Genomic DNA, 21,120 nt, shown 5'->3' on the forward strand with positions numbered 1-21,120 from the left:
AGGTTCCCCCACATTTTGGCAGACCAGCGCATTTTTGCTGTGCAGTAGCCGAAAAAGGATATTCATGAAAAAGCTGTGTTTGCTCGGCCTTGTTGCCACTCTGGCCAGTCACCCCGTATGGGCAGAAACAAAGCCTGCTGCGCTTAAAGACAAGGACGCCTTCGTCAGCGACCTGCTCAAGCAGATGACCCTGGATGAAAAGATCGGCCAATTGCGCCTGATCAGCATCGGCCCGGAAATGCCCCGCGAGCTGATCCGCAAGGAAATCGCCGCCGGCCGCATCGGCGGCACGTTCAACTCGATCACCCGCCCGGAAAACCGTCCGATGCAGGACGCGGCCATGCGCAGCCGGTTGAAGATCCCGATGTTCTTCGCCTACGACGTGATCCACGGCCACCGCACGATTTTCCCGATCAGCCTGGCCCTGGCCTCCAGCTGGGACATGGACGCCATCGGCCGCTCCGGGCGCATCGCCGCCCAGGAAGCCGCCGCCGACAGCCTCGACATCACCTTTGCGCCGATGGTCGACATTTCCCGCGACCCACGCTGGGGCCGTACCTCGGAAGGTTTTGGTGAGGACACCTACCTGGTCTCGCGTATCGCCGAAGTGATGGTCAAGGCGTTCCAGGGCGTAAGCCCGGCGAATGCCGACAGCATCATGGCCAGCGTCAAGCACTTCGCCCTGTATGGCGCGGTGGAAGGCGGTCGCGACTACAACGTGGTCGACATGAGCCCGGTCAAGATGTACCAGGACTACCTGCCGCCGTACCACGCGGCGATCAAGGCCGGTTCCGGCGGCGTGATGGTGGCGCTCAACTCCATCAACGGCGTGCCGGCCACCGCCAACACCTGGCTGATGAATGATCTGCTGCGCAAGGACTGGGGCTTCAAAGGCCTGGCCGTGAGCGACCATGGCGCGATCTTCGAGCTGATCAAGCACGGCGTGGCCAAGGACGGGCGTGAGGCTGCCAAGCTGGCGATCAAGGCCGGCATCGACATGAGCATGAACGACTCGCTGTATGGCAAGGAATTGCCTGGCTTGCTCAAGTCCGGCGAAATCGAGCAAAGCGACATCGACAATGCGGTGCGCGAAGTGCTCGGCGCCAAGTACGACATGGGCCTGTTCAAAGACCCGTACCTGCGCATCGGCAAGGCCGAGGACGACCCGGCCGACACCTATGCCGACAGCCGCCTGCACCGCAGCGATGCCCGCGATATCGCCCGCCGCAGCCAGGTCTTGCTGAAAAACCACAACAACACCCTGCCGCTGAAAAAATCCGCGACCATCGCGCTGGTCGGCCCGCTGGCCAAGGCCCCGATCGACATGATGGGCAGTTGGGCCGCCGCCGGTAAGCCCGAACAATCCGTCACGCTGCTGGACGGCATGAACGCTGTAATCGGCGACAAAGGCAAAATCATCTACGCCCGTGGCGCTAACATCACCAACGACAAGGCCGTGGTCGACTACCTCAACTTCCTCAATTTCGATGCGCCGGAAGTGGTCGATGACAGCCGCCCAGCCCAGGTGATGATCGACGAAGCGGTCAAGGCCGCCAAGGCAGCCGACGTAGTGGTCGCCGCCGTGGGCGAGTCCCGTGGCATGTCCCACGAGTCTTCCAGCCGCACCGACCTGAATATTCCGCAAAGCCAGCGCGACCTGATCAAGGCGCTCAAAGCCACCGGCAAACCGCTGGTCTTGGTGCTGATGAACGGCCGCCCGCTGTCGATTGTGGATGAAAACAAAGAGGCTGACGCGATCCTGGAAACCTGGTTTGCCGGCACTGAAGGCGGCAACGCCATCGCCGACGTGCTGTTCGGTGACTACAACCCATCGGGCAAGCTGCCGATCACCTTCCCACGTTCGGTGGGGCAGATTCCGACCTACTACAACCACCTGAGCATCGGCCGGCCGTTCACCCCTGGCAAGCCGGGCAACTACACCTCGCAGTACTTCGATGACGTCACCGGGCCGCTGTTCCCGTTCGGCTATGGCCTGAGTTACAGCACGTTCAGCCTGTCGGACATGGCGCTGTCGTCCACCACCCTGAACAAGACCGGCAAGCTCGACGCCAGCGTCACGGTGAAGAACACCGGCAAGGTCGATGGCGAAACCGTGGTGCAGTTGTATATCCAGGACGTGGCCGGCTCGATGATCCGCCCGGTCAAGGAGCTGAAGAACTTCCAGAAGGTCATGCTCAAGGCCGGTGAAGAACGCACCTTGCACTTCACCATCACCGAAGAAGACTTGAAGTTCTATAACACCCAACTCAAGTTCGCAGCGGAACCGGGCGAGTTCAATGTGCAGATCGGGTTGGATTCCCAGGATGTGCAGCAGCAGACGTTCGAATTGCTGTAATACTCGCAGCCCCCTCTTTCTTCAAAGAGGGGGCATCGCAGTAAGCCTCGTTGATCAGCGATCAATTAACTTTCTCCTTCCCTCTAAGCCAACTCCTACATTAATCACTCTGCGTACTCGCACACCCTGTCAGCCCAATTTTATGTGCAGGTGTGTGGACTATGTTGCCCACGAAAAACGCCCGAGCGGCAGCCGCAAAAGCGCCCGCTCAATCATCATTTAAACGCAATGCTATCGCCCTCTGTGTGCTTGGATGCTTGTCAGCCATGCCGATTGAAGCCGCCAGCTACACCGAACAAGGCCGGCTGCACGACGCCGCCAGTTGGCGCAGCGAAGAGTTCAAGAATAACTGGGGGCTGGGCGCAGTGGGTGCGGATTACGCTTATGCACGAGGGTTAAGTGGTGCGGGGGTGCAAATGGGGGTTTATGACGCTGGAACCGACCTGCGCCATGGCGAGTTTGCCGGGAAGCCAGCTGTCGGCGTGGTGATGGCCGACCCCGGCTGCATGAGCGGGAGCGTGCTGGAAAATGGCTGCTTCTACACCGAAGGTGATCGCGCCGCAGTAACCGTTATAGACTCATTGCCACCTGAAGCACTAGCAGGCCTAGAAGAATCTATAGCCGATGGCACCCTGACCCGAGAGCAACTTGATGAATATCTCGGATTTGTTGGAACGACCTACGACGCGCATGGCACTCACGTTGCCGGTACGGCACTCGCCAATCGCGATGGCTCCGGGGTACATGGTGTAGCTTACGCGGCCAACTTGAGTGCCGTGCGTAAGTTCGGTAATACCTATCTGGGAGGCCCAATTGCCATAACAAGTGCGTTGAGGCTTCCCCTTCCGACAGTTGCCGCGGTTGACGCGGTCTATGCCCAATTGCACAAGCAGAATGTACGTGTTGTCAATAACAGTTGGGGCAGCGCATTTTCGCCTGCGAATGCGGCAGAGCTGGACATTGCATTAAGCGACACACAAATCCCGGTTTATGCAGAACTCAAGGCCATCGCAGACAACGCTATCAAGTATGGGATCCTGCAAGTATGGTCAGCGGGCAACGTCACCACAGCCAACGAATCCCCTCAAAAAGCGCCAAACTCCGGGCTTCATCCCAGCCTGCCACGTGCCATTGCAGAGCTGGAGCCTTATTGGTTGACCGTCGTCAACTTAACTCAAGCGCTAACCTTGAGCGATTATTCCAGGCGCTGCGGCTTCAGCAAAGACTGGTGCCTGGCCGCGCCCGGAACAGATATCAACTCGTCCTGGGTCAGCGGTTCGATACAAACCGAAAACCAGTACGGCCCGGACGGTGATGTCATCGGGTTCACAGTGACCGGCGATAAACCCGAGCTAGGCTATATACCAAGTTCCGGCACCTCCATGGCCGCCCCCCACATCTCCGGCGGCCTGGCCCTGCTAATGGAGCGCTTTCCCTACCTCGACAACCCGCAAATCCGCGACGTACTGCTGACCACCGCCACCGACCTTGGCGAACCAGGCGTGGACGACGTCTACGGCTGGGGCCTGATGAACCTCAAAAAAGCCATCGACGGTCCCGGCCAGTTGCGCGTCGACACCTTGGTGAACATGGATCGCCCCGCCGGTGGTGCAATTGTCTGGCAGGGCGGTGCCTGGGACGACTGGCGTAACGATATCGGCGGCCCCGGGCGCCTGGAGAAAAGCGGTATCGGTTGGCTGCGCCTGAGCGGCAATAACAGCTTCGCCGGCGCCACGCTTAAACAAGGCATTCTGGAGCTGGACGGCGCCAACAACCTCAAGGGCGATGTCATAGTCGACGGTGGCACGCTGCGTCTGAACGGCGCCCTGAGCGTGCAGGGTGACTACCAGCAGGCCGCTGGGTCAACGCTCATGACGGGACTCACAACCCCAACGGCGCCGGCAAAACTGCAGGTGAGCAACCAAGCCTCCATCAACGGCGGCACGCTGTACCTCAGCGCACAACCCAACACCTACTACCTGGGCCAGCGCCACAGCATCCTGCAGGCCAACGCGGCCTTGAGCGGCGAATTTGCGGCGATCGACCGTCGCGAATTTTCGCCCTTCCTCAACGTGTCGCAAGTCAAAGAAGCCAACACCCTGCTGGTGGAATTCGGCCGTGGCCGCTCACTGGCTTCGGCGGCAGAAACGGCCAACCAGCGGGCCGTCGCCAGCGCCGCCGACACGGATGCGTTGACCTCCCCCCTGCTGCAACGCCTGACTGCTCTGTTCCCTGAACAGGCGCCTGCGGCCCTCGACCAATTGAGCGGCGAACTGCATGCCAGCACCCAGGCAGCGCTGATCGAAAACAGCCGCGTGCTGCGTCAGGCCGTGTTCGACCGTCAACGCCTTGCGCAAAACCATCGCGCTACCGGGCCACACGCCGAGAACCGTGGCATATGGGTACAACTGCCGCGTCAGTCCGGGCTACTGGTGGGTGATAACGGCACCTCGCGCACGTCCCACAACAGCACGGGGATTCTGGTCGGCTTCGATCACCAACTGGAACAAGGCACACGCCTGGGCGTGGTGGCCGGCAGCGGCAGCAGCGAGGTCAAGGCCGGACCGCGTGGAAAGGCAAGTGTCGACACCTATCAGTTGGGCCTGCACGCGGGTCACACGTGGGACGCTTTTGGCCTGTATGGCGGCATCGCCTATGCGCAACATGCGATTGAGACCAAACGCCGCGTCAGCTTTCCCGGTGTAGAAAACCGCTTGTCCGGCAAATACGCCAGCCGCACCGTGCAGGCGTTTGCCGAGGCCAACTATAAGTTCAGCCATAACTTCTGGGATTGGCAGCCGTACCTGCAACTGGCCAATGTGCAACAGCGCAGCGAAGGCTATACCGAGCGGGGCGGCATCACGGCACTGCGCGGCAAACGTTCGAAAGAAAGCGTGAACCTGGCCACCGGCGGTGTGCGGGTGAACCTCGACCTGGGCAAGGCGCAAATCGGCCCGTCGTGGTTGAGTGTGCGCGGCGGCCTGGCTTACACCCGAGCCAGCGGTGACCTGCAACCGTCTACCCAGGCTGCCTGGGACGGCGGGCGAGTCATGAGTGTCAGCGGCGCGCCGCTGGATCGACTCAGCACCCGGCTGGAACTGGGCGCCACCGCGCGCCTGACGCGTGACAGCGCAATCGACCTGGGCTTTACCCAGCAGCGTGGCGAGCGCAGCCGAGACCAAAGCATCACCGCGCAGTACTCACTGCAATTTTAAGCAGCAGGCGGGGGTGTCCTACCCCCGCCGATCCAGCAAGTTAACCACCAACCGATCAATCCAGCCCCACACCCGCTGCTTCACCCGCCGCCACAACGGCCGCGCCTTCCACGCCTCCAGGCTCACCGCCTGGCTCTTGGCAAAATCACGCTCGAAACTGCCCGCCACCGCTGCCGTCAACTCAGGGTCCAGCGCTTCGAGGTTGGCCTCCAGGTTGAAACGCAAATTCCAGTGGTCGAAATTGCACGAGCCGACGCTCACCCAGTCGTCCACCAGCACCATTTTCAGGTGCAAAAAGCACGGCTGGTATTCAAAGATCTGCACGCCTGCGCGCAACAACCGTGGGTAATAACGGTGCCCGGCATAGCGCACTGAAGGGTGATCGGTGCGCGGGCCGGTCAGCAATAAACGCACGTCTACACCACGCCCGGCCGCACGGCGCAAGGCCCGGCGCACGCTCCAGGTCGGTAGAAAATACGGGGTGGCCAGCCAGATGCGCGTCTTGCTGCTGTTCAGCGCGCGGATCAGCGACTGCAAGATATCGCGGTGCTGACGGGCGTCGGCATACGCCACGCGCCCCAGGCCAGGCCCGGTGGCCGGCACCTTGGGCAAGCGCGGCAAACCGAAATGGGTGGCGGGTTTCCACTCGCGGCGCGCCGCGTTGGCGTGCCATTGCCGGTCGAACAACGCCTGCCAGTCCAGCACCAACGGGCCGCTGATCTGCACCATCACTTCATGCCAGTCGGCGGTGTCTTGCCCTGGCGTCCAGAACTCATCGGTAACGCCCGTGCCGCCGACCACGGCGATGCCCTGATCGATCAGCAACAGTTTGCGATGGTCGCGGTACAGGTTACGCATCCAACGGCGCCAGCTCAGGCGATTGTAGAAGCGCAGTTGCACGCCCGCGTCGGTGAGGCGCTTACGCAGGCCCAGCGTGAAGGCCAGGCTGCCGTAATCATCAAACAGGCAGCGCACCTGCACGCCGCGCTCGGCAGCCAGCACCAGCGCCTGCACCATAGCCTCGGCACAGGCGCCGGCCTCGACCAGGTACAACTCCAGATCGACCAGGCGCTCGGCCCGGGCAATACCCACCAGCATCTGCGGGAAGAAACTCGGGCCGTCGATCAGCAACTCGAAGCGGTTGGCGCTGCGCCACGGGAACACTGCGCCGCTCATGTCAGCGCGCCGTGAAAATCAGCACCGCACCGACCGGCACCGACAAACTGATCGACGCCAAGCCGGCCGCCTTGCGCAGCGCCGCCACACCCGGCACCAAATCGAAATCCTCGGCGTGCAGCACCACAGGTTCCAGGGTTACCACCTGGAAGCGTCGATCATCCAGGCGTGTGGCGAGCAGTTCGGCGCTGTAGGTTTGGGTCTTGCCATGCAACGTCACCGACAGTGGCAGGCGCAGTTCAATTTGCGCGCCTGGGGCCAGGTCATTGATCGGTTGCAGATTAATCTGCGCGCTGATCAGCGCTTCGGGGAAGGCCTTGATCTGGAACAGGTCATTGCGCATGCGCTCATCGCGCAGCGGGATGCCGCTGTTGATCGACTCCATCTCGACCTCCAGCTGCGCCGCGCCTTTGCTGTCGACCTTGCCGTGCAACACCAGGAAGCGATGCACCTCGGCAATCTCGGTGTTCTTGGTGGTGACGAACGACAGGCGCGAGGATTCGTTATCCAGGTACCAGTCGGCGTGGGCAGGCAGAGCGGCGCAGGTCAGCAGTGTGAAGGCCAGAGGTTTGACATTGAACATAGAAACTCGGGGGGCAAAAAACCTGCACGAACCTTAAGCGCAATCTCACAGGCGGCGCAAATCCAATGTGGGAGCTGGCTTGCCTGCGATGACGGCGGCACAGCCAGCAGCAATGGTGACTGACCTGCCGCTATCGCAGGCAAGCCAGCTCCCACAGGGTTCGCTGGTTGCCTTTAGATCAGCGCCCGCTGCACATCGCGCACCGTCGCTTCCAGGCTGGCCATGTGCAGGTTCAATACGCGTTCCACTGGCGCCTGATGCATCGGCCAGTGCAACGCCATACTGCCCACCAGCCGCCCATTGGCCTGCACCGGCAAGGCCACCGCGCGAATCAGAAACGGCAGGCGCACCGGGTATTCCCAATAGCCTTCAGTGCGCTGGCCAAACCCCTGGTGCTGGGTTTGCTCGCAGGTATGCACCTGCTCGTCCGCGGCGACATGATCGCGGCCTGCCAGACGCTGCACCTCCTCAACCGGTAATTGCGTCAGGCACGCCTTGCCCATCGCCGAGTGAAACAGGCTGGCGTGCTGGCCGACGATCTGGCAGTTATTGGGGTAACAACTTGCGCAATACACTGGGGATCGCGCTTTCCATGACTTCCAGGCGCTCGCCATCAAAGCAGGACAGATCCACCACCAGCCCGGTGCGTTCACTGAGTTCCAGCAGCCAGGGCGCGGCGCTTTCCACCACTTGGCGCTTGAAACGTTGCTGGGTGTCGCCGAACAAACGCTGGGCGCGCAGGCGGTAACGGCGGTCGCTGAGGCCGCGATAGACCCAGCCCTGTTCCTGCAAGGTCAGCAACATGCGCGACACCGTAGCCTTGGGCAAGCGGGTGAGGTAGTGCAACTCCTCCAGCCCCAAGGCCTGGTGCTCACCGAGCAATTCGACGATGGCGAGTGCGCGCTCAACCGACCGTACCGTGCCTGTCTCCATGTTCGATCTCCCTGTTGCCGGTGGATGATCATTTTTCACAGCAAGATACAGGCCCGATCGCAGGTCAACTCATCGATTCAAGGCACGCAGGCGGGCGGCGCTTTACCCAGTGCGTCAGCTGTTCGTGGGCATAAGCCAGCTGCAAGACAGCCCGGTCCGCCTGGGCCGGGCCGATAATCTGCAGGCCCATGGGCAAGCCTTGAGGATTGAAGCCCACCGGAATACTCATGCTCGGCAAGCCGGCCAATGTAGGGCCGATCACCACTTCCATCCAGCGGTGATAAGTGTCCATTTCGCGCCCACCCACACGGCGCGGCCACGCCTGCTGTGCATCAAAAGGGAACACTTGGGCGGTGGGCAACAGCAGGAAATCGTAACGTTCAAACAGCTTGGCCAGGGCGCGATACCACTCGCTGCGGTCCACCGACGCCTGGTACACCTGCTGCGCGCTCAAGCCCTGCCCGCCCTCCACTTCCCATTGCGCCTCAGGCTTGAGCAACGCGCGTTTTTGCGGGTTGGCGTAGGCCGCGCCGAGGTTGCCGTGCACCAGCCAGTGGCGATGCACCAACCAGCAACGCCATAGACGCGCCAGGGAAAACGCCGGCTGGCAGCTTTCCACCTCGCAGCCCAATGCGGCGAAATCGCCGAGGGCCGACTCGCACAGGCCCATCACACCCTCGTCCATCGGCAAGTAGCCGTTGTAATCACCCAGCCAGCCCAGGCGAACGCCTTTGAAGTCGCGCTGCAACGGCTGGCCGAACACCGACGGATCGTCCCTGGATGACAACGGCACCCGTGGGTCGTAACCGGCCTGAATGCTCAATAACTTCGCCACATCCGTGACGCTGCGGCCCATGGGGCCTTCGGTGCCCAGTTGCTGCACAAACAATTCCGGCGCCGGCCCGTGGGGCACACGCCCCTGTGAAGGGCGCAAACCAAACAGGTTATTGAACGCCGCCGGGTTGCGCAGCGAGCCCATCATGTCGCTGCCATCGGCCACCGGCAGCATGCGCAGCGCCAGCGCCACCGCCGCCCCGCCGCTGCTGCCGCCGGCCACCAAACTTGGGTCATAGGCATTGCCGGTGGTGCCGAACAGCGTGTTGTAGGTCTGCGAGCCGAGGCCGAATTCCGGCACGTTGGTCTTGCCGATGATGATCGCGCCACTGGCCCGCACCCGCGCCACGCTGATGGCATCTTCGGTGGGCACATGCTCGGCGAACAGCGGCGAGCCCAAGGTGGTACGCAAACCTTGGGTGGCCGCCAAATCCTTGATCGCCTGGGGCATGCCGTGCATCCAGCCACGGGACTTGCCCTGGTCCAGTTCGCGATCACAGGCGCGGGCTTCGGCCAGCACTTCATCGGCATCCCGCAACGACACCAGCGCATTCACGCTCGGGTTAAAACGCTGGATCTGCGCCAGGTAGTCACCCATCACTTCTTCACACGACACCTGCCGCGCATGGATCGCTTGCGACAGCTGCGTGGCATCCCAATCAATACTGCTCAAGGCTTCACCTCATTGGAAAAGGGCAGCGGTTTCTTCGCCCGTGGGGCTTCGTGCATGCAGTAAGTGCCCATCAACGTCAGCACGCAAGCGAACAGTACATAAAACGACGGCGCCACTGGCGTACCGAGCACTTTGGTCAGCCAGGTCACGATCAACGGTGCGAAGCCGCCGAACACCATGACGGCGACGTTATAGGCCACCGACACACCTGTGGACCTCACCTCAATCGGAAACTGCTCGGCCAGCGCCGTCGGTGCCGGGCCGAAGAACCCGCCGATGGCCGTGCACAGCAGCACTTGCATCACCAGCAAGCGCTCGATGGACGGCGCTGTGGCCACCCACACATACAACGGGTACACCATCACGAAGAACGCCAGGGTGAAGGCCATCAACACCGGCCGCCGCCCCAGGCGGTCCGAGAGCATGCCGGACAGTGGAATCACCACGGTCATCAGCGCCACCGCAAACATCTGCACCATCAGCACCTGGTCCAGCGGCAAACCGAGGCTCTTGTGCGCGAAGGTCGGCATATTCACCAGCACTACGTAAAACGACACCGTCGCCCCGCAGGCCAAGCCCATGGAGACGAGGATGCTGCGCCGATGCTCACGCAGCACGTCCATCAGGCTCGGCGCCGGGCCGGTCGCCTGTTTGCGTGCCTGGATAAATTCTTCCGGGTCTTCCAGGTGCCGACGAATCCACAAGCCCACCGGGCCGATCAGCAAGCCCAGCACAAACGGCACGCGCCAGCCCCACAGGTCGAGGGTTTGCGGCGAAAAGAAGTGCGTGACCAGCGCCACCATCGCCGCGCCGCCGAACACCGCCAGGCACTGCCCCACCAACTGCCAGGAGCCATACAAGCCCTTGCGATGGGCCGGCGCGCTTTCCACCAGAAACGCCGTGGCACTCGCGTATTCACCGCCGGTGGCAAAGCCCTGGAGCATGCGCGCCACCACAATCAGCAACGGCGCGCCCATGCCAATGGCGGCGTAATTGGGTGCGAAGGCGATCAGCGCGATAGACACGGTCATCAGCCGGATAATCAACTGCATCGCGGCCTTGCGGCCTTTGCGGTCGGCATAGATGCCCAGCAGGATGCCGCCCACCGGGCGCATGAAAAAAACCCACGCCGAAGGTGGCCAGGGCCATCAGCAGCGAGGCGTATTCATCCTCCGACGGAAAGAATTGCCGGGCGATGATGCTGGCCAGAAAACCGTAAACGATAAAGTCATACCATTCCAGCGCATTGCCGATCACGGCCGCCACCACCTGGCGGGTGCGGGAAACGCCTGCGTGTGCAGTCTGCATGAGGAACACTCCATTCAACCGATAAGGGCAAGGGTCCAGCGGCAGAAAAAAACAGCTCGTCAGGCAGGCTTGAGCCAGCTCTCGGCCAGCGCGCCCCAATAGGCGGCGCCGGTCAGCAGGATGTCGTCGTTAAAGTCATAGGCGGGGTTGTGCACCATCGGCCGCGACACACCATTGCCGATAAACAGGTAACTGCCGGGGCAGCGTTGCAGCATCCAGGCAAAGTCTTCACTGCCCATCAAGGTGCGGGTGTTGCCGTCTACCGCGTCGGCACCGAGCAAGGCCACGCCGACCTGGCGAGCAAACTCGGTTTTCTTCGGCGTGGTTGACCAGCACCGGGTAGGCCGGGCGATGTTCAACCTGCACCGTGCAGCCGAAGCTGGCGGCCTGGGTGTGGATGATCGCGTTGACCCGTTCGAGCATCTGCTCGCGCACCTTGGGATTCAGTGCGCGCAGGCTCAGGCGCAACAGCGCTTGCTGAGGAATCACGTTGGCGGCCTGCCCCGCTTGCAGCGCACCGACGGTGACCACGGCGGCTTCCTGGGTATCGATATTGCGCGCCACCACGGTCTGCAAGGCCATGACCATACTCGCCGCCGCCACCAGCGGATCCACCGTCAGATGCGGCATGGAACCATGGCCGCCGACGCCTTCCAACGTCACGGTGAGCAAATCTTGCGAGGCCATCATCGGCCCGACGCGCAAGCCCAAATGCCCCGCCGGCAAGCCCGGCATATTGTGCATGCCGAACAGGCCATCACACGGAAAGCGCTCGAGCAAACCATCGGCCAGCATCGCCTCGGCGCCGCCCTGGCCTTCTTCGGCAGGTTGGAAAATCAGGTTCAAGGTGCCGTCAAATTGCCGCGTCGCCGCCAGGTAACGCGCGGCGCCGAGCAACATGGTGGTGTGGCCGTCATGCCCGCAGGCGTGCATACAGCCGGCGTGCTGGCTGGTGTAGGCCGCGCCGGTGTTTTCGATGATGGGCAACGCGTCCATGTCGGCGCGAATCCCCAGCGTGCGCGAGCTGCTGCCCTTGCGCAGCACACCGACCACGCCGGTTTTGCCGATGCCGGTGTGCACCTCGTAGCCCCACTCCCTCAAGGACTGCGCAACGAGCGCGCTGGTGCGGTTCTCTTCAAAACCAAGTTCCGGGTGGGCGTGGATATCGTGGCGCACAGCGTGCAAGTCACTGGCGACATCGCTGAGCCAATCCAGAATGTGCTGGTGTGGGCGCATGGTGATTCTCCTCACAGGCGGGTGGTCCCGTTCTTGTTGGCGACACATCGACAGCTAAGCGCGATGTGGGCGTGAGGACAATCAAAGGTGGTTCCACTGGGTGGAACCTGAGGCCGACACCTGATAACCCTGTGGCGAGCAAGCGTGCTTGCGCTGGGGTGCGCAGCGCCCCTAAAAGCCGGCGACTGCTGCGCAGTCAAACGGGAGCAAGCTCCCTCGCCACAGAGAGCAGATTGCGGATAACCACTTGCGACTGGTTTGCGACGTCGCGTAGATAACTGGACAGCTACACACTTACTTTTCTCAGTATAATCAGCGACGTTCACCAACGTTCGCCAGTCGATTAATTAAGGGTATACGACGCATAAGCTATACCATCAACTAAATCAGCTTTATAGGTGCCTAGTCACTGCGGAAACCTCGTATTCCGTAAACGACATAGTCCGACCACTCGATAATTTTATAGTTAAATACCATAAATTATTAATAACCTTATCCTTTCTGCACACCAATGAAACCATTTCGCCGGCATACTGGTTACCTTCCAGATCAAAAACAGTAAGAGATTTCTTGCCCTCTAAATCCAAAAAAAAGGCAGGTATGGAACCACACCCAAGGATCGGATTTTCTACTACGAATGCTGCACTGTCTTCATCGCCATAGGACATTTCAGGAACTCCTCCATTACGTGAGCCTCATCATAAAAAAAGCAGCCCTTTAAACACCTGTGAACATTGACAGTTTTTTATACTTTTTTTGAATAATCTAGATTCCATATCAACTCAAGCCCCGCACTTAGAACAAATATTCTGACGCACAAGCAAACCTCATCCGTTTCCCAAGTGTTGTTAACTTGGCAACGCAATAACCTTAACTGCCACCTTTCAACACTCACATACACCTGAGGAATTTTCTCCATTCCCCTAATAAATCTTCAGCGCTTCGGCACGCCTCCTCCGAAGAAGTGAAGTGACGCACTATCAAGTTGCCTTGCCGCGCGGGATGACGCAGTGATGAGACACGACATAAGGCAAACCTCACGGCAACAACCGACACTCCTGCCGCTCACCCCCCGTATGCGTGCACCCTAAGCCGCTTGCTGTGACTTCAATGCGCTCCAACTTGTCCGCTGAATACATTGGGGTGCGAAACGTTCACAAAAGCTGGTTACCCCTACGCAACCGGACGGAAGCAAGCGCCCTCGCCACACAACGCAGATTGCGGACAGCGATTGGCCACCGGTTGCGACGGCTCGTGCATAGGGTTAACCTCGCCTCCGTCGCTGCTCATCAGCGACCGGGCGTGGAATCCCGAAAAAAGAAGCTCTTATTGGTTGTACCAAAGGAGCAAGCTTATGCCGTACGAACTACCCTCAGCCGAAACCATCGGCGCCGCCACCTTCGCAGATTGCGGAGAAAACAAAAGCCACCTGAAACTCTTCCGCGTCAACGCCGGGGTTCCGCTCGTAGAAGCCCTCGAACACGCATCCCACGTGCTTTATTACGCAAAAATGCTCGCCCTTGAAGCCGCCATGGACCCCAGGGCGGAGAAGTTTGCATTCGCCTCGCATTACCTGGGCGAAATGGGTAAGGCCATCATCGATGACCTGTTGCTGGCCTTGCAGCCACAGAGCCCAACCCCGCAGTCAGCAGCCTTGGCGGACGTCCGGCATGACCGATCGGGCGTCTATTCAAAAGTGCACTGTCACCCTCAACAAGCCCGTTGAAGCAAACCTGTTTCAACCTTTTTCTAAACGGTGCTTCCGTGTATAAAAAAACGAGGCAGCAGATTATTTAAACAATTTCGAAACATTGGGCGATACGCCTACAATTTAGCGCTCGCGCCCGACGGTTACGCTTGCGTCCTTGAAAAACACTCGCAAATGGCACGCTCACTCTGCTTGCAATATTGGGCATTGTGTTTTCTTGCACCTGCGCCCTAAAAGTTATAAGCCTCAACACCTTAGCTTTTTCACATATTGAATGAGACCCAGCAGATAAAACCCTTTATAACCAACCGCACTAACCACCCATACAACCTCGACCAAACACACTAAAAAACTGTCAAACTTCACAGTACACCCATCAGCCATTTAAACCCATAAAGGTCTTCGTAATTAAAATTTGCCAAACGCTTAATGAGGACATGAAAATGAATGTAATTCTTGAAACTTCCCGGGATATCTTAACCATTTAACTCGACTCAGAAAATGCACCTAACACTGTTGAACATTTTCTTAGCCTGGTTAACTCTGGACACTACAAAAACACAATCTTTAGCCGTATCATTAAAGATTACATAATATTGGGTGGTGGTTATTTGGAGGACGGGCTAGCAAAATTAACTTCAGCCCCTCCCCCCAATCGAGATGACAGTGACCTTATTCCTTCACGCCGCTCCATCGCATTTCAAGTTAGCTCATCCCCCCCACAGAGTTCTTTATTAGCTTAACGGACAAATTCCTTCCTCCTCCACAAGGAACTAGCTATCGTGTATTTGGCAAAGTCAGCGCGGGCTGGGATGTGCTTGACGATATTAAAAGCGTTAAAGTCGGTAGAGGTGACATGCCGGTGGATACAATATTTATACGCGACGCATACGTACAGGCATAAATTATTCTGATGCCACCCAGAAGTGACATTCCCCTTGTAGTTTTTCTTTTGGGTGGCTGATGGATCGACTATTAAACATGAAAAACTCGATCGATTATGATGCCAGACCACATTGAAACAGTCCCGCAATAACGCCGCCTTGGGCGCCACTCATGCATGGCAGCCCTTGGGATAAGCTGCTCTTGATAGGGGTATTTCAGGGGCCATGAACTTTCCTGGTTTTTAACTAAAAAAACCAGTTCAGTGCAGACGGCTTAGCGAGTTTCCGGAGCCACTCAAACGCAATCTGGAAATGGAGCACGATTATGCTTTAATTGCTCATGGTCTCCTTTGGCACAGTCGTTAACTAAACCGCCCCCGCGCCTTCTTTGTCAGAGATGCTTTAAACAAAACAACAATAAGGGCGAGCACCGCGTTCGAGATTACACACTGCCGCGGTGCTATCCGATAGTTTGCTTATAAATTCCTTGTGATCGCAGAAATTTCATGACCTAATAACTGCTTCGTTTCGCTCTCAGATACCTTTATGGTCAAAACCCAGTCAAGCTTTTGGCGTACGTATTCTAGGGAAACCTTCGTACCGACATGAGTTTGCCCTTGCTGGTCGTATACAGTGAGCGTTTTTGCTTTATCCAAATCATCTAGTTTTTCCGGCTTTTTCGGTTGACCTTCAGATAAATCAACCGTTACGAATGATGAAGACATGTTAAGCGGGTTTTTTTCAAGTGCCATTTTGAAATCACTCCCATACCAAAGAAGTGTTAGCATAAAAAATCCTACACATTATGCACCTGTGAAAACTGACAGTTTTTAATAATACTTGAGAACATTAGTTATTCACTTTTCACCTAAAAACACCGCACAGAGACTGGTTCCGTAACCCGCCCCGGCAACAGTAAATGATCAGCACAAATCCAATGTGGGAGCTGGCTTGCCTGCGATAGCGGCCGGTCAGTCAACATCACTGTTGCCTGTGCCGCCGTCATCGCAGGCAAGCCAGCTCCCACAGAAAATCTTTGGTGTGTCAGGGGTTGATGCGGCAGCCTTGGCGATCACCCAACCACCGCGCCGTATGCGTGCGCCCTAAGCCGCTTGCCGTGACTTCACTGCGTTCCGGCGAATCAGTGAACGCGCTGGTCGGCACGTACTGCTTCACATACCCGAGGCAATAGTCCGCCGGGTTGTTCTCCACATACCGGCACGAACAATATTCCTTGGCTAACCACACCAAAAAAGGAGAAATCGTTGTGTTGAATTCCAAAGTCTGCACTTCGAAATTGCGCGAAGAATTCGAAGAATGCGGACACAGCTTTGCCCTGCTGGTCTACCTGCTGGGAGGTGACCTGCAGCTGCCGCAGCGGGCGAAATTGGCGCTGTTTGAGTATGGCGTTGCTCAGCTGGAACGCTTTGAACAAGCTGAGGCCAGGTTGCGTGATTACGTGGAGGACGCCATGCCCAATTGATCGAACAGGTCGCGTTGCTGGACCTTGGACAAGCTGCGCAGGCGGTCGAACAGTAAGCGGTCGACTACCTGGGCGGAGGGGCTAAGGGTATGCGAGAAGGTGAGGTTGGCTACCCATGTGTGACCGCAGTGGGGGGAGCTGCATTGGCAGTAGAGGCGGGCAAATTCAAGGGACAGCTCGTCGCGGGAGGCGATTCGCCCCTTTTGCCCACATGTTTTGCAATAGACTCTCATGAACCCTCTAAATCTGCAGTCAACCGAAGAAACACTATAAACGATAATCCTCAGCTATTTTCTCAAGCGTAAAGGAAAATCAGACCACCAACTCAGCAATAAAAGCTGCCAATAGCAAGGCACAAAAAACGCATATACCTTGCAAGTAAAAATCTTATTCCTTAACGCTCTAAAAAACTGTTATTTCTAACAGGTCATAAAACGTAACACACATGCCATTCTACCCTCTCCCTAGCACTCACAACTCATACTACTTACAGGCAAGGATATGTCGACATACGAAGTATTGGTACAAAACTTACCACGCGAACTTTCAACCGGACATGGGTCTGAGTATTATTTACAAGCACGGCTGAGAAAGTTCTTTGACACATATAGCCCAGATAAGATCGATGTAAGAATCGGAGAACTTTGCAACGAACCTAGCTCAACGGCAAGAATCAGCTTCTTTACCGCCGAAGATAAAAATGAATGTATACGCTTAGCAAATAAATCTGACTTCGAAGGCCACATAATCCTAGTTTTAGACTTACCTGCCTAGTGTGTAAAAAAATAGAACTTCCAGCACGCCTTTTTCACAGAGTGAAAACTCTGCTCTTAAGTGTAGTTGCACTATAGGTTACATCACGCTAACCTCTCCCGGTCGCTGCTCATCAGCGACCGGGCCTGGAAACCCGTCACCGAGACGCACGCAGCGTCGTCAAGCAATCAGCAGGCGCTTTTTTTGTGCCTGCGGTTTGTGCTTTTTGGCGGCCGTGTGCGGGAGACATTCGTGTCTGCCGAGTTGTCTCTGTCTCGGTTTCCAGCCTGCGCACGGCTGCCACCCATCGCCTGGAATCGATGTGTGGTCGCTTCAGTTGGTCATCACAGAGGTTTCACAGCATGCTTGATTACCGCAGTGCCTTACGTACCAATGCCGCCCCCCATTGCTTGGGAGGTCAGCAATGAGCAACCCCACCTCAGCAAAAACCATTGGCGCCCAAACCTTCGCAGATTGTGGCGAGGAAAAAGCCCATTTAAAGCTGTTCCGCGTCAACGCCGGCGTGCCGATTCAGGAAGCCCTGGAACACGCAGCGCACGTCCTCTACTACGCAAAAATGCTCTCGCTTGAAGCCGCCATGGACCCCAGGGCGGAGAAGTTCGCGTTTGCCTCGCACTACCTGTGTGACATGGGCAAGGCGATCATTGATGACCTGCTCCTGGCCTTGCAGCCAGACAGCCCAACCCGGCAGTAAGTCGTTCGCGCCCGATGCAGTGCATCGGACGCCTGCTTGGGTTTCTCTAATTTCCAATGATCGGCACAAATCCCTTGTGAGAGCAGCTGGCTAGCCTGCTGCTCTCACAAGGGATTTTTGGTGTGTCAGGGGTTGAGGCGGCAGCCCTGGCGATCACCCAGCCAGCGCGCTGTATGCGTGCGCCCTAAACCGCTCGCCGTGACTTCACTGCGTTCCGGCGAATCAGTGAACGCGCTGGTCGGCACGTACTGCTTCACATACCCGAGGCAATAGTCCGCCGGGTTGTTCTCCACATACCGGCACGAGCAATATTCCTTGGCCGTGTACGCCGCGATGATGTCGGGGAAGGCTTGCAGGTTGACGCGTTCGTGCCACACCCAGCCCAGCATGGCGAGCAACAGCAGTAAAAACACACTGATAAACGGATGACGACGGATCATAGTTGCACCGCCGCCAGCACGCGTTTGAGCAGTTCGTTGTGGCGGTAAGTGCCGTCACGGTCATCGCCGTAGCGCACGATCACCAGGTGTTCGTCGGGCAGCACATAGAGCGCCTGGCCCCAGTGGCCGAGGGCGGCGAAGGTGTCGGCGGGCGCATCGGGCCAGGGTCTTGGGGCACCTTGTAGGTCGAGGTTAAGCCACCATTGCCCGCCGGGGACGGCTTCGTCCTGGCCGGCCTGGTAGTTGTCGAATGGCTGGCGGTTGAAGGCCACCCATTCTTTAGGCAGCAATTGCTGTTCTCCCCAACGACCGTCGCGCGCCATCAGCAGGCCGACCCGCGCTAAATCGCGGGCGGTGAGGTAGGCGTAAGAGGAGGCGACAAAGGTTTCGTCGGCATCGGTTTCCCAGGTGGCGTTGTGAATGCCCAGCGGCTTGAACAGCGCATCCCACGGGTAGCTCATATACGCCTTGTGGCCAAGCATGCCTTTGAGGGCGGCGGACAAAATATTGCTGTCGCCACTGGAATAACGAAAGGCCTGGCCCGGTGCGGCGGCGGCCTCGGTGGCTGCGGCAAACTCGGCCATGTCGCTGCGGCCTCGGGTGTAGAGCATCGCCACCACGGAGGATTTCAGCGGGGCGTATTCGTAGTCTTCCTGCCAGTCCAGGCCCGAGCCCCAGTGCAGCAGGTCGGCCATGGTCACTTTGGGGTGTTGCTTCATTGGCGGGTAAAAACGCGCGGCCGGGTCAGTGAGTTTGAAGCGGTTTTCGCCGTAGGCCACGCCGAGCACGGTGGCCATCAGGCTTTTGCTCACCGACCAAGTCAGGTGCGGCGTGCTGGCGGTGGTGGGCGCGTCGTAGCGCTCGTAAACGATCACGCCATCGCGGATCACCAGCAGCGCATCGGTGCGGATGCCTTTACGAGTGGCGTCGTCACGCGGGGGAAAAGCGTAGGCATTCAGTGCATCGACCGCCGCGCCTTCGAGGGGCGCGCCCTTGGCCCATTCCTTGTCCGGCCAGGTGTCGGCATGGGCGGCAGCGGTGACTAACAGCAGGGCAACGCACAACAGGCCTCGGACCATGGACGCAAACTCAAGGGGGCTTTCAAGCCCGCGAGCCTAGCCCAGGCGTATGACAGATTTGCGACAGGAACGCCTGTCATCCAAGCGTCACCATAACTTCATGGAGCTGACACCGAGCCTACATAGCCTGAGTTTGGACAAACAAGTCGACCGGCCGGTACGTGGCCGGCACTCGGAGATTCGCCATGACTCAGATCGCCCGCATCAGCGACACCGGCAATGAACGCCGTCTGCAAGCCGAACGCCTGGTTGGCGCCAAGGCTTTGCAGGAAGCCCAGGCCCTGCGTTTCAACGTGTTCAGCGGCGAGTTCAACGCCAAGCTGAAAGGCGCGGAACAGGGTCTGGACATGGATGACTATGATGTTCACTGCAGCCACATCGGCGTGCGGGATTTGAACAGCGGTCGACTGGTGGCCACCACCCGTTTGCTCGACCACCAGGCCGCCAGCACCTTGGGCCGGTTCTACAGCGAAGAAGAATTCAGCCTGCATGGCTTGCTGCACCTGCAAGGCCCGATCCTGGAGATCGGCCGCACCTGCGTCGACCCGGCCTACCGCAACGGCGGCACCATCGCGGTGCTCTGGGGCGAGTTGGCCGAAGTGCTCAACCAGGGCGGTTACAGCTACCTGATGGGTTGCGCGAGCATCCCGATGCACGACGGCGGCATCCAGGCCCACGCGATCATGCAGCGCCTGCGCGAACGCTACCTGTGCAACGAGCACCTGCGCGCCGAACCCAAAAAACCACTGCCGGCGCTGGACCTGCCGTCCAACGTCATCGCGGAAATGCCGCCGTTGCTCAAGGCTTATATGCGCCTGGGCGCGAAGATCTGCGGCGAGCCGTGCTGGGATGAAGACTTCCAGGTGGCCGACGTGTTCATCCTGCTCAAGCGCGATGAGTTATGCCCGCGTTACGCCCGCCACTTCAAGGCGGCCATGTGATGAGCCGCCTGCGCATATACGGGCGCATTGCCCGGGTGCTGCTGGTGGTGGCGCTGGGGTTGAGCATGGCCAGTGTGTTTGGCGTGTTCGAGCGTTTGCACATTGCCAACTCAATGGTGCGCCGCCAGCGTTGGTCGCGGTTTTTTATGGCGCGGCTGACCAACGCCCTGCCCTTTCGCGTGACGGTACACGGTGAACTGCCGACGCAGCCGATGCTGTGGGTGAGCAATCACGTGTCCTGGACCGACATCCCGCTGCTCGGCGCGGTGGCGCCGATGTCGTTTTTGTCCAAGGCCGAAGTGCGCACCTGGCCGGTGGCCGGCTGGTTGGCGGCGAAGGCCGGCAGCCTGTTTATCCGCCGCGGGTCGGGCGACAGCCAGTTGATCCGCAAGCAGATGACCCGGCATCTGGAGCAACAGCATCCGCTGCTGATGTTCCCCGAAGGCACCACCACCGACGGGCGCAGCCTGCGCACGTTCCATGGGCGCTTGCTGGCCAGTGCGATTGATGCGGATGTGTCGCTGCAGCCGGTGGCGATTCGTTATTTGCGTGATGGGCAGGTGGATGCATTGGCACCGTTTATTGGCGATGACGATTTGCTCTCGCACCTGATGCGTCTGTTTAGTCATGACCAGGGTGATGTGGAGATTCATGTGCTCCAGCCGATTGCCTGTGCCGGGCAGGAACGTGCGGCGCTGGCCTATCAGGCGCAGCAGGCGGTGCAGAAGGCGTTGTTTGGGCCGGTGCCGGAGGTTGAGCAGGTAGATACTCGGCCGGCGTTCGCAGCTTAAGATGAACTGAAC

The 21,120-nt window shown here is 58.8% G+C and carries 15 protein-coding genes and 6 pseudogenes; 9 read left to right on the forward strand and 12 right to left on the reverse strand.

Annotated elements, in window-relative coordinates:
* Window positions 1–64 precede the first annotated feature (64 nt).
* Both bglX and QF043_RS21545 read left to right on the forward strand, forming a co-directional pair.
* The gene (gene bglX, locus QF043_RS21540) at window positions 65–2,356 is read left to right on the forward strand and encodes a beta-glucosidase BglX (protein ID WP_307420113.1); all 2,292 of its coding nucleotides are present in this window, start codon (window positions 65–67) and stop codon (window positions 2,354–2,356) included.
* A 266-nt stretch (window positions 2,357–2,622) separates the two neighbouring features.
* Window positions 2,623–5,571, forward strand: coding sequence for a S8 family serine peptidase (locus QF043_RS21545; RefSeq protein ID WP_307420114.1), 2,949 nt, complete (start codon window positions 2,623–2,625; stop codon window positions 5,569–5,571).
* Window positions 5,572–5,589: 18 nt separating this feature from the next.
* Here the strand turns inward: QF043_RS21545 and QF043_RS21550 are convergent, their stop codons facing one another.
* The 7 genes and pseudogenes from QF043_RS21550 to QF043_RS21580 form a co-directional block, all read right to left on the reverse strand.
* Window positions 5,590–6,747: a phosphatidylserine/phosphatidylglycerophosphate/cardiolipin synthase family protein gene (locus QF043_RS21550; RefSeq protein WP_307420115.1), complete on the reverse strand. Its 1,158-nt coding sequence runs from the start codon at window positions 6,745–6,747 to the stop codon at window positions 5,590–5,592.
* 1 nt (window position 6,748) lies between these two features.
* Complete coding sequence (locus QF043_RS21555; protein ID WP_307420116.1) at window positions 6,749–7,330, reverse strand: YceI family protein; 582 nt, start codon at window positions 7,328–7,330, stop codon at window positions 6,749–6,751.
* 173 nt (window positions 7,331–7,503) lie between these two features.
* Window positions 7,504–8,263, reverse strand: a pseudogene (locus QF043_RS21560) (IclR family transcriptional regulator).
* 64 nt (window positions 8,264–8,327) lie between these two features.
* On the reverse strand, window positions 8,328–9,770 hold the full coding sequence (locus QF043_RS21565) for an amidase (RefSeq protein ID WP_307420117.1): 1,443 nt from the start codon (window positions 9,768–9,770) through the stop codon (window positions 8,328–8,330).
* Window positions 9,767–11,078, reverse strand: a pseudogene (locus QF043_RS21570) (citrate-proton symporter). Before QF043_RS21570 ends, QF043_RS21565 begins: the two are co-directional and overlap by 4 nt.
* Before the next feature lie 59 nt (window positions 11,079–11,137).
* A pseudogene (locus tag QF043_RS21575) lies at window positions 11,138–12,314 on the reverse strand (M20 aminoacylase family protein).
* A gap of 392 nt (window positions 12,315–12,706) precedes the next feature.
* The gene (locus tag QF043_RS21580) at window positions 12,707–12,982 is read right to left on the reverse strand and encodes a hypothetical protein (RefSeq protein WP_307420119.1); all 276 of its coding nucleotides are present in this window, start codon (window positions 12,980–12,982) and stop codon (window positions 12,707–12,709) included.
* Window positions 12,983–13,668: 686 nt separating this feature from the next.
* On the opposite strand from QF043_RS21580, the pseudogene QF043_RS21585 reads away from it, so the two are divergent.
* From QF043_RS21585 to QF043_RS30860, 3 genes and pseudogenes are all read left to right on the forward strand, one after another.
* A pseudogene (locus tag QF043_RS21585) lies at window positions 13,669–13,950 on the forward strand (DUF3077 domain-containing protein); the annotation flags it as partial.
* Between the two features lie 572 nt (window positions 13,951–14,522).
* Window positions 14,523–14,765, forward strand: a pseudogene (locus tag QF043_RS30855) (peptidylprolyl isomerase); the annotation flags it as partial.
* Window positions 14,756–14,926, forward strand: coding sequence for a peptidylprolyl isomerase (locus QF043_RS30860; RefSeq protein WP_373460786.1), 171 nt, complete (start codon window positions 14,756–14,758; stop codon window positions 14,924–14,926). The pseudogene QF043_RS30855 and the gene QF043_RS30860, both read left to right, overlap by 10 nt.
* A 456-nt stretch (window positions 14,927–15,382) precedes the next feature.
* Here QF043_RS30860 and QF043_RS21590 read toward each other — a convergent pair whose 3' ends face one another.
* On the reverse strand, window positions 15,383–15,694 hold the full coding sequence (locus QF043_RS21590) for a hypothetical protein (protein ID WP_307420120.1): 312 nt from the start codon (window positions 15,692–15,694) through the stop codon (window positions 15,383–15,385).
* 256 nt (window positions 15,695–15,950) lie between these two features.
* A pseudogene (locus QF043_RS21595) lies at window positions 15,951–16,151 on the reverse strand (amidase); the annotation flags it as partial.
* On the opposite strand from QF043_RS21595, the gene QF043_RS21600 reads away from it, so the two are divergent.
* On the forward strand, window positions 16,141–16,389 hold the full coding sequence (locus QF043_RS21600; protein ID WP_307421571.1) for a hypothetical protein: 249 nt from the start codon (window positions 16,141–16,143) through the stop codon (window positions 16,387–16,389). The pseudogene QF043_RS21595 and the gene QF043_RS21600 sit on opposite strands and share 11 nt — an antisense overlap.
* Here the strand turns inward: QF043_RS21600 and QF043_RS21605 are convergent.
* Complete coding sequence (locus QF043_RS21605) at window positions 16,362–16,622, reverse strand: ogr/Delta-like zinc finger family protein (RefSeq protein WP_307420121.1); 261 nt, start codon at window positions 16,620–16,622, stop codon at window positions 16,362–16,364. The two genes, QF043_RS21600 and QF043_RS21605, sit on opposite strands and share 28 nt — an antisense overlap.
* A gap of 944 nt (window positions 16,623–17,566) precedes the next feature.
* Between QF043_RS21605 and QF043_RS21610 the strand changes: the two genes are divergently transcribed.
* On the forward strand, window positions 17,567–17,857 hold the full coding sequence (locus QF043_RS21610; RefSeq protein WP_307420123.1) for a DUF3077 domain-containing protein: 291 nt from the start codon (window positions 17,567–17,569) through the stop codon (window positions 17,855–17,857).
* A 125-nt stretch (window positions 17,858–17,982) separates the two neighbouring features.
* Here the strand turns inward: QF043_RS21610 and QF043_RS21615 are convergent, their stop codons facing one another.
* Window positions 17,983–18,297 (reverse strand): amidase, encoded by a 315-nt coding sequence (locus QF043_RS21615; protein ID WP_307420124.1) that lies wholly within the window; start codon window positions 18,295–18,297, stop codon window positions 17,983–17,985.
* Window positions 18,294–19,376 (reverse strand): serine hydrolase, encoded by a 1,083-nt coding sequence (locus QF043_RS21620; protein ID WP_307420126.1) that lies wholly within the window; start codon window positions 19,374–19,376, stop codon window positions 18,294–18,296. The genes QF043_RS21615 and QF043_RS21620 overlap by 4 nt, the downstream gene beginning before the upstream one ends.
* A gap of 185 nt (window positions 19,377–19,561) precedes the next feature.
* On the opposite strand from QF043_RS21620, the gene olsB reads away from it, so the two are divergent.
* Together olsB and QF043_RS21630 are read left to right on the forward strand one after the other, a co-directional pair.
* The gene (gene olsB, locus QF043_RS21625; protein WP_017137255.1) at window positions 19,562–20,317 is read left to right on the forward strand and encodes an L-ornithine N(alpha)-acyltransferase; all 756 of its coding nucleotides are present in this window, start codon (window positions 19,562–19,564) and stop codon (window positions 20,315–20,317) included.
* A complete protein-coding gene (locus QF043_RS21630; protein ID WP_307420127.1) occupies window positions 20,317–21,108 on the forward strand; it encodes a 1-acyl-sn-glycerol-3-phosphate acyltransferase in 792 nt (263 codons plus the stop codon). Before olsB ends, QF043_RS21630 begins: the two co-directional genes overlap by 1 nt.
* Window positions 21,109–21,120: the final 12 nt, after the last annotated feature.

This window comes from Pseudomonas sp. W3I7, from assembly GCF_030816095.1.
In the GTDB taxonomy this organism is placed as follows: Bacteria; Pseudomonadota; Gammaproteobacteria; order Pseudomonadales; family Pseudomonadaceae; genus Aquipseudomonas; species Aquipseudomonas salomonii.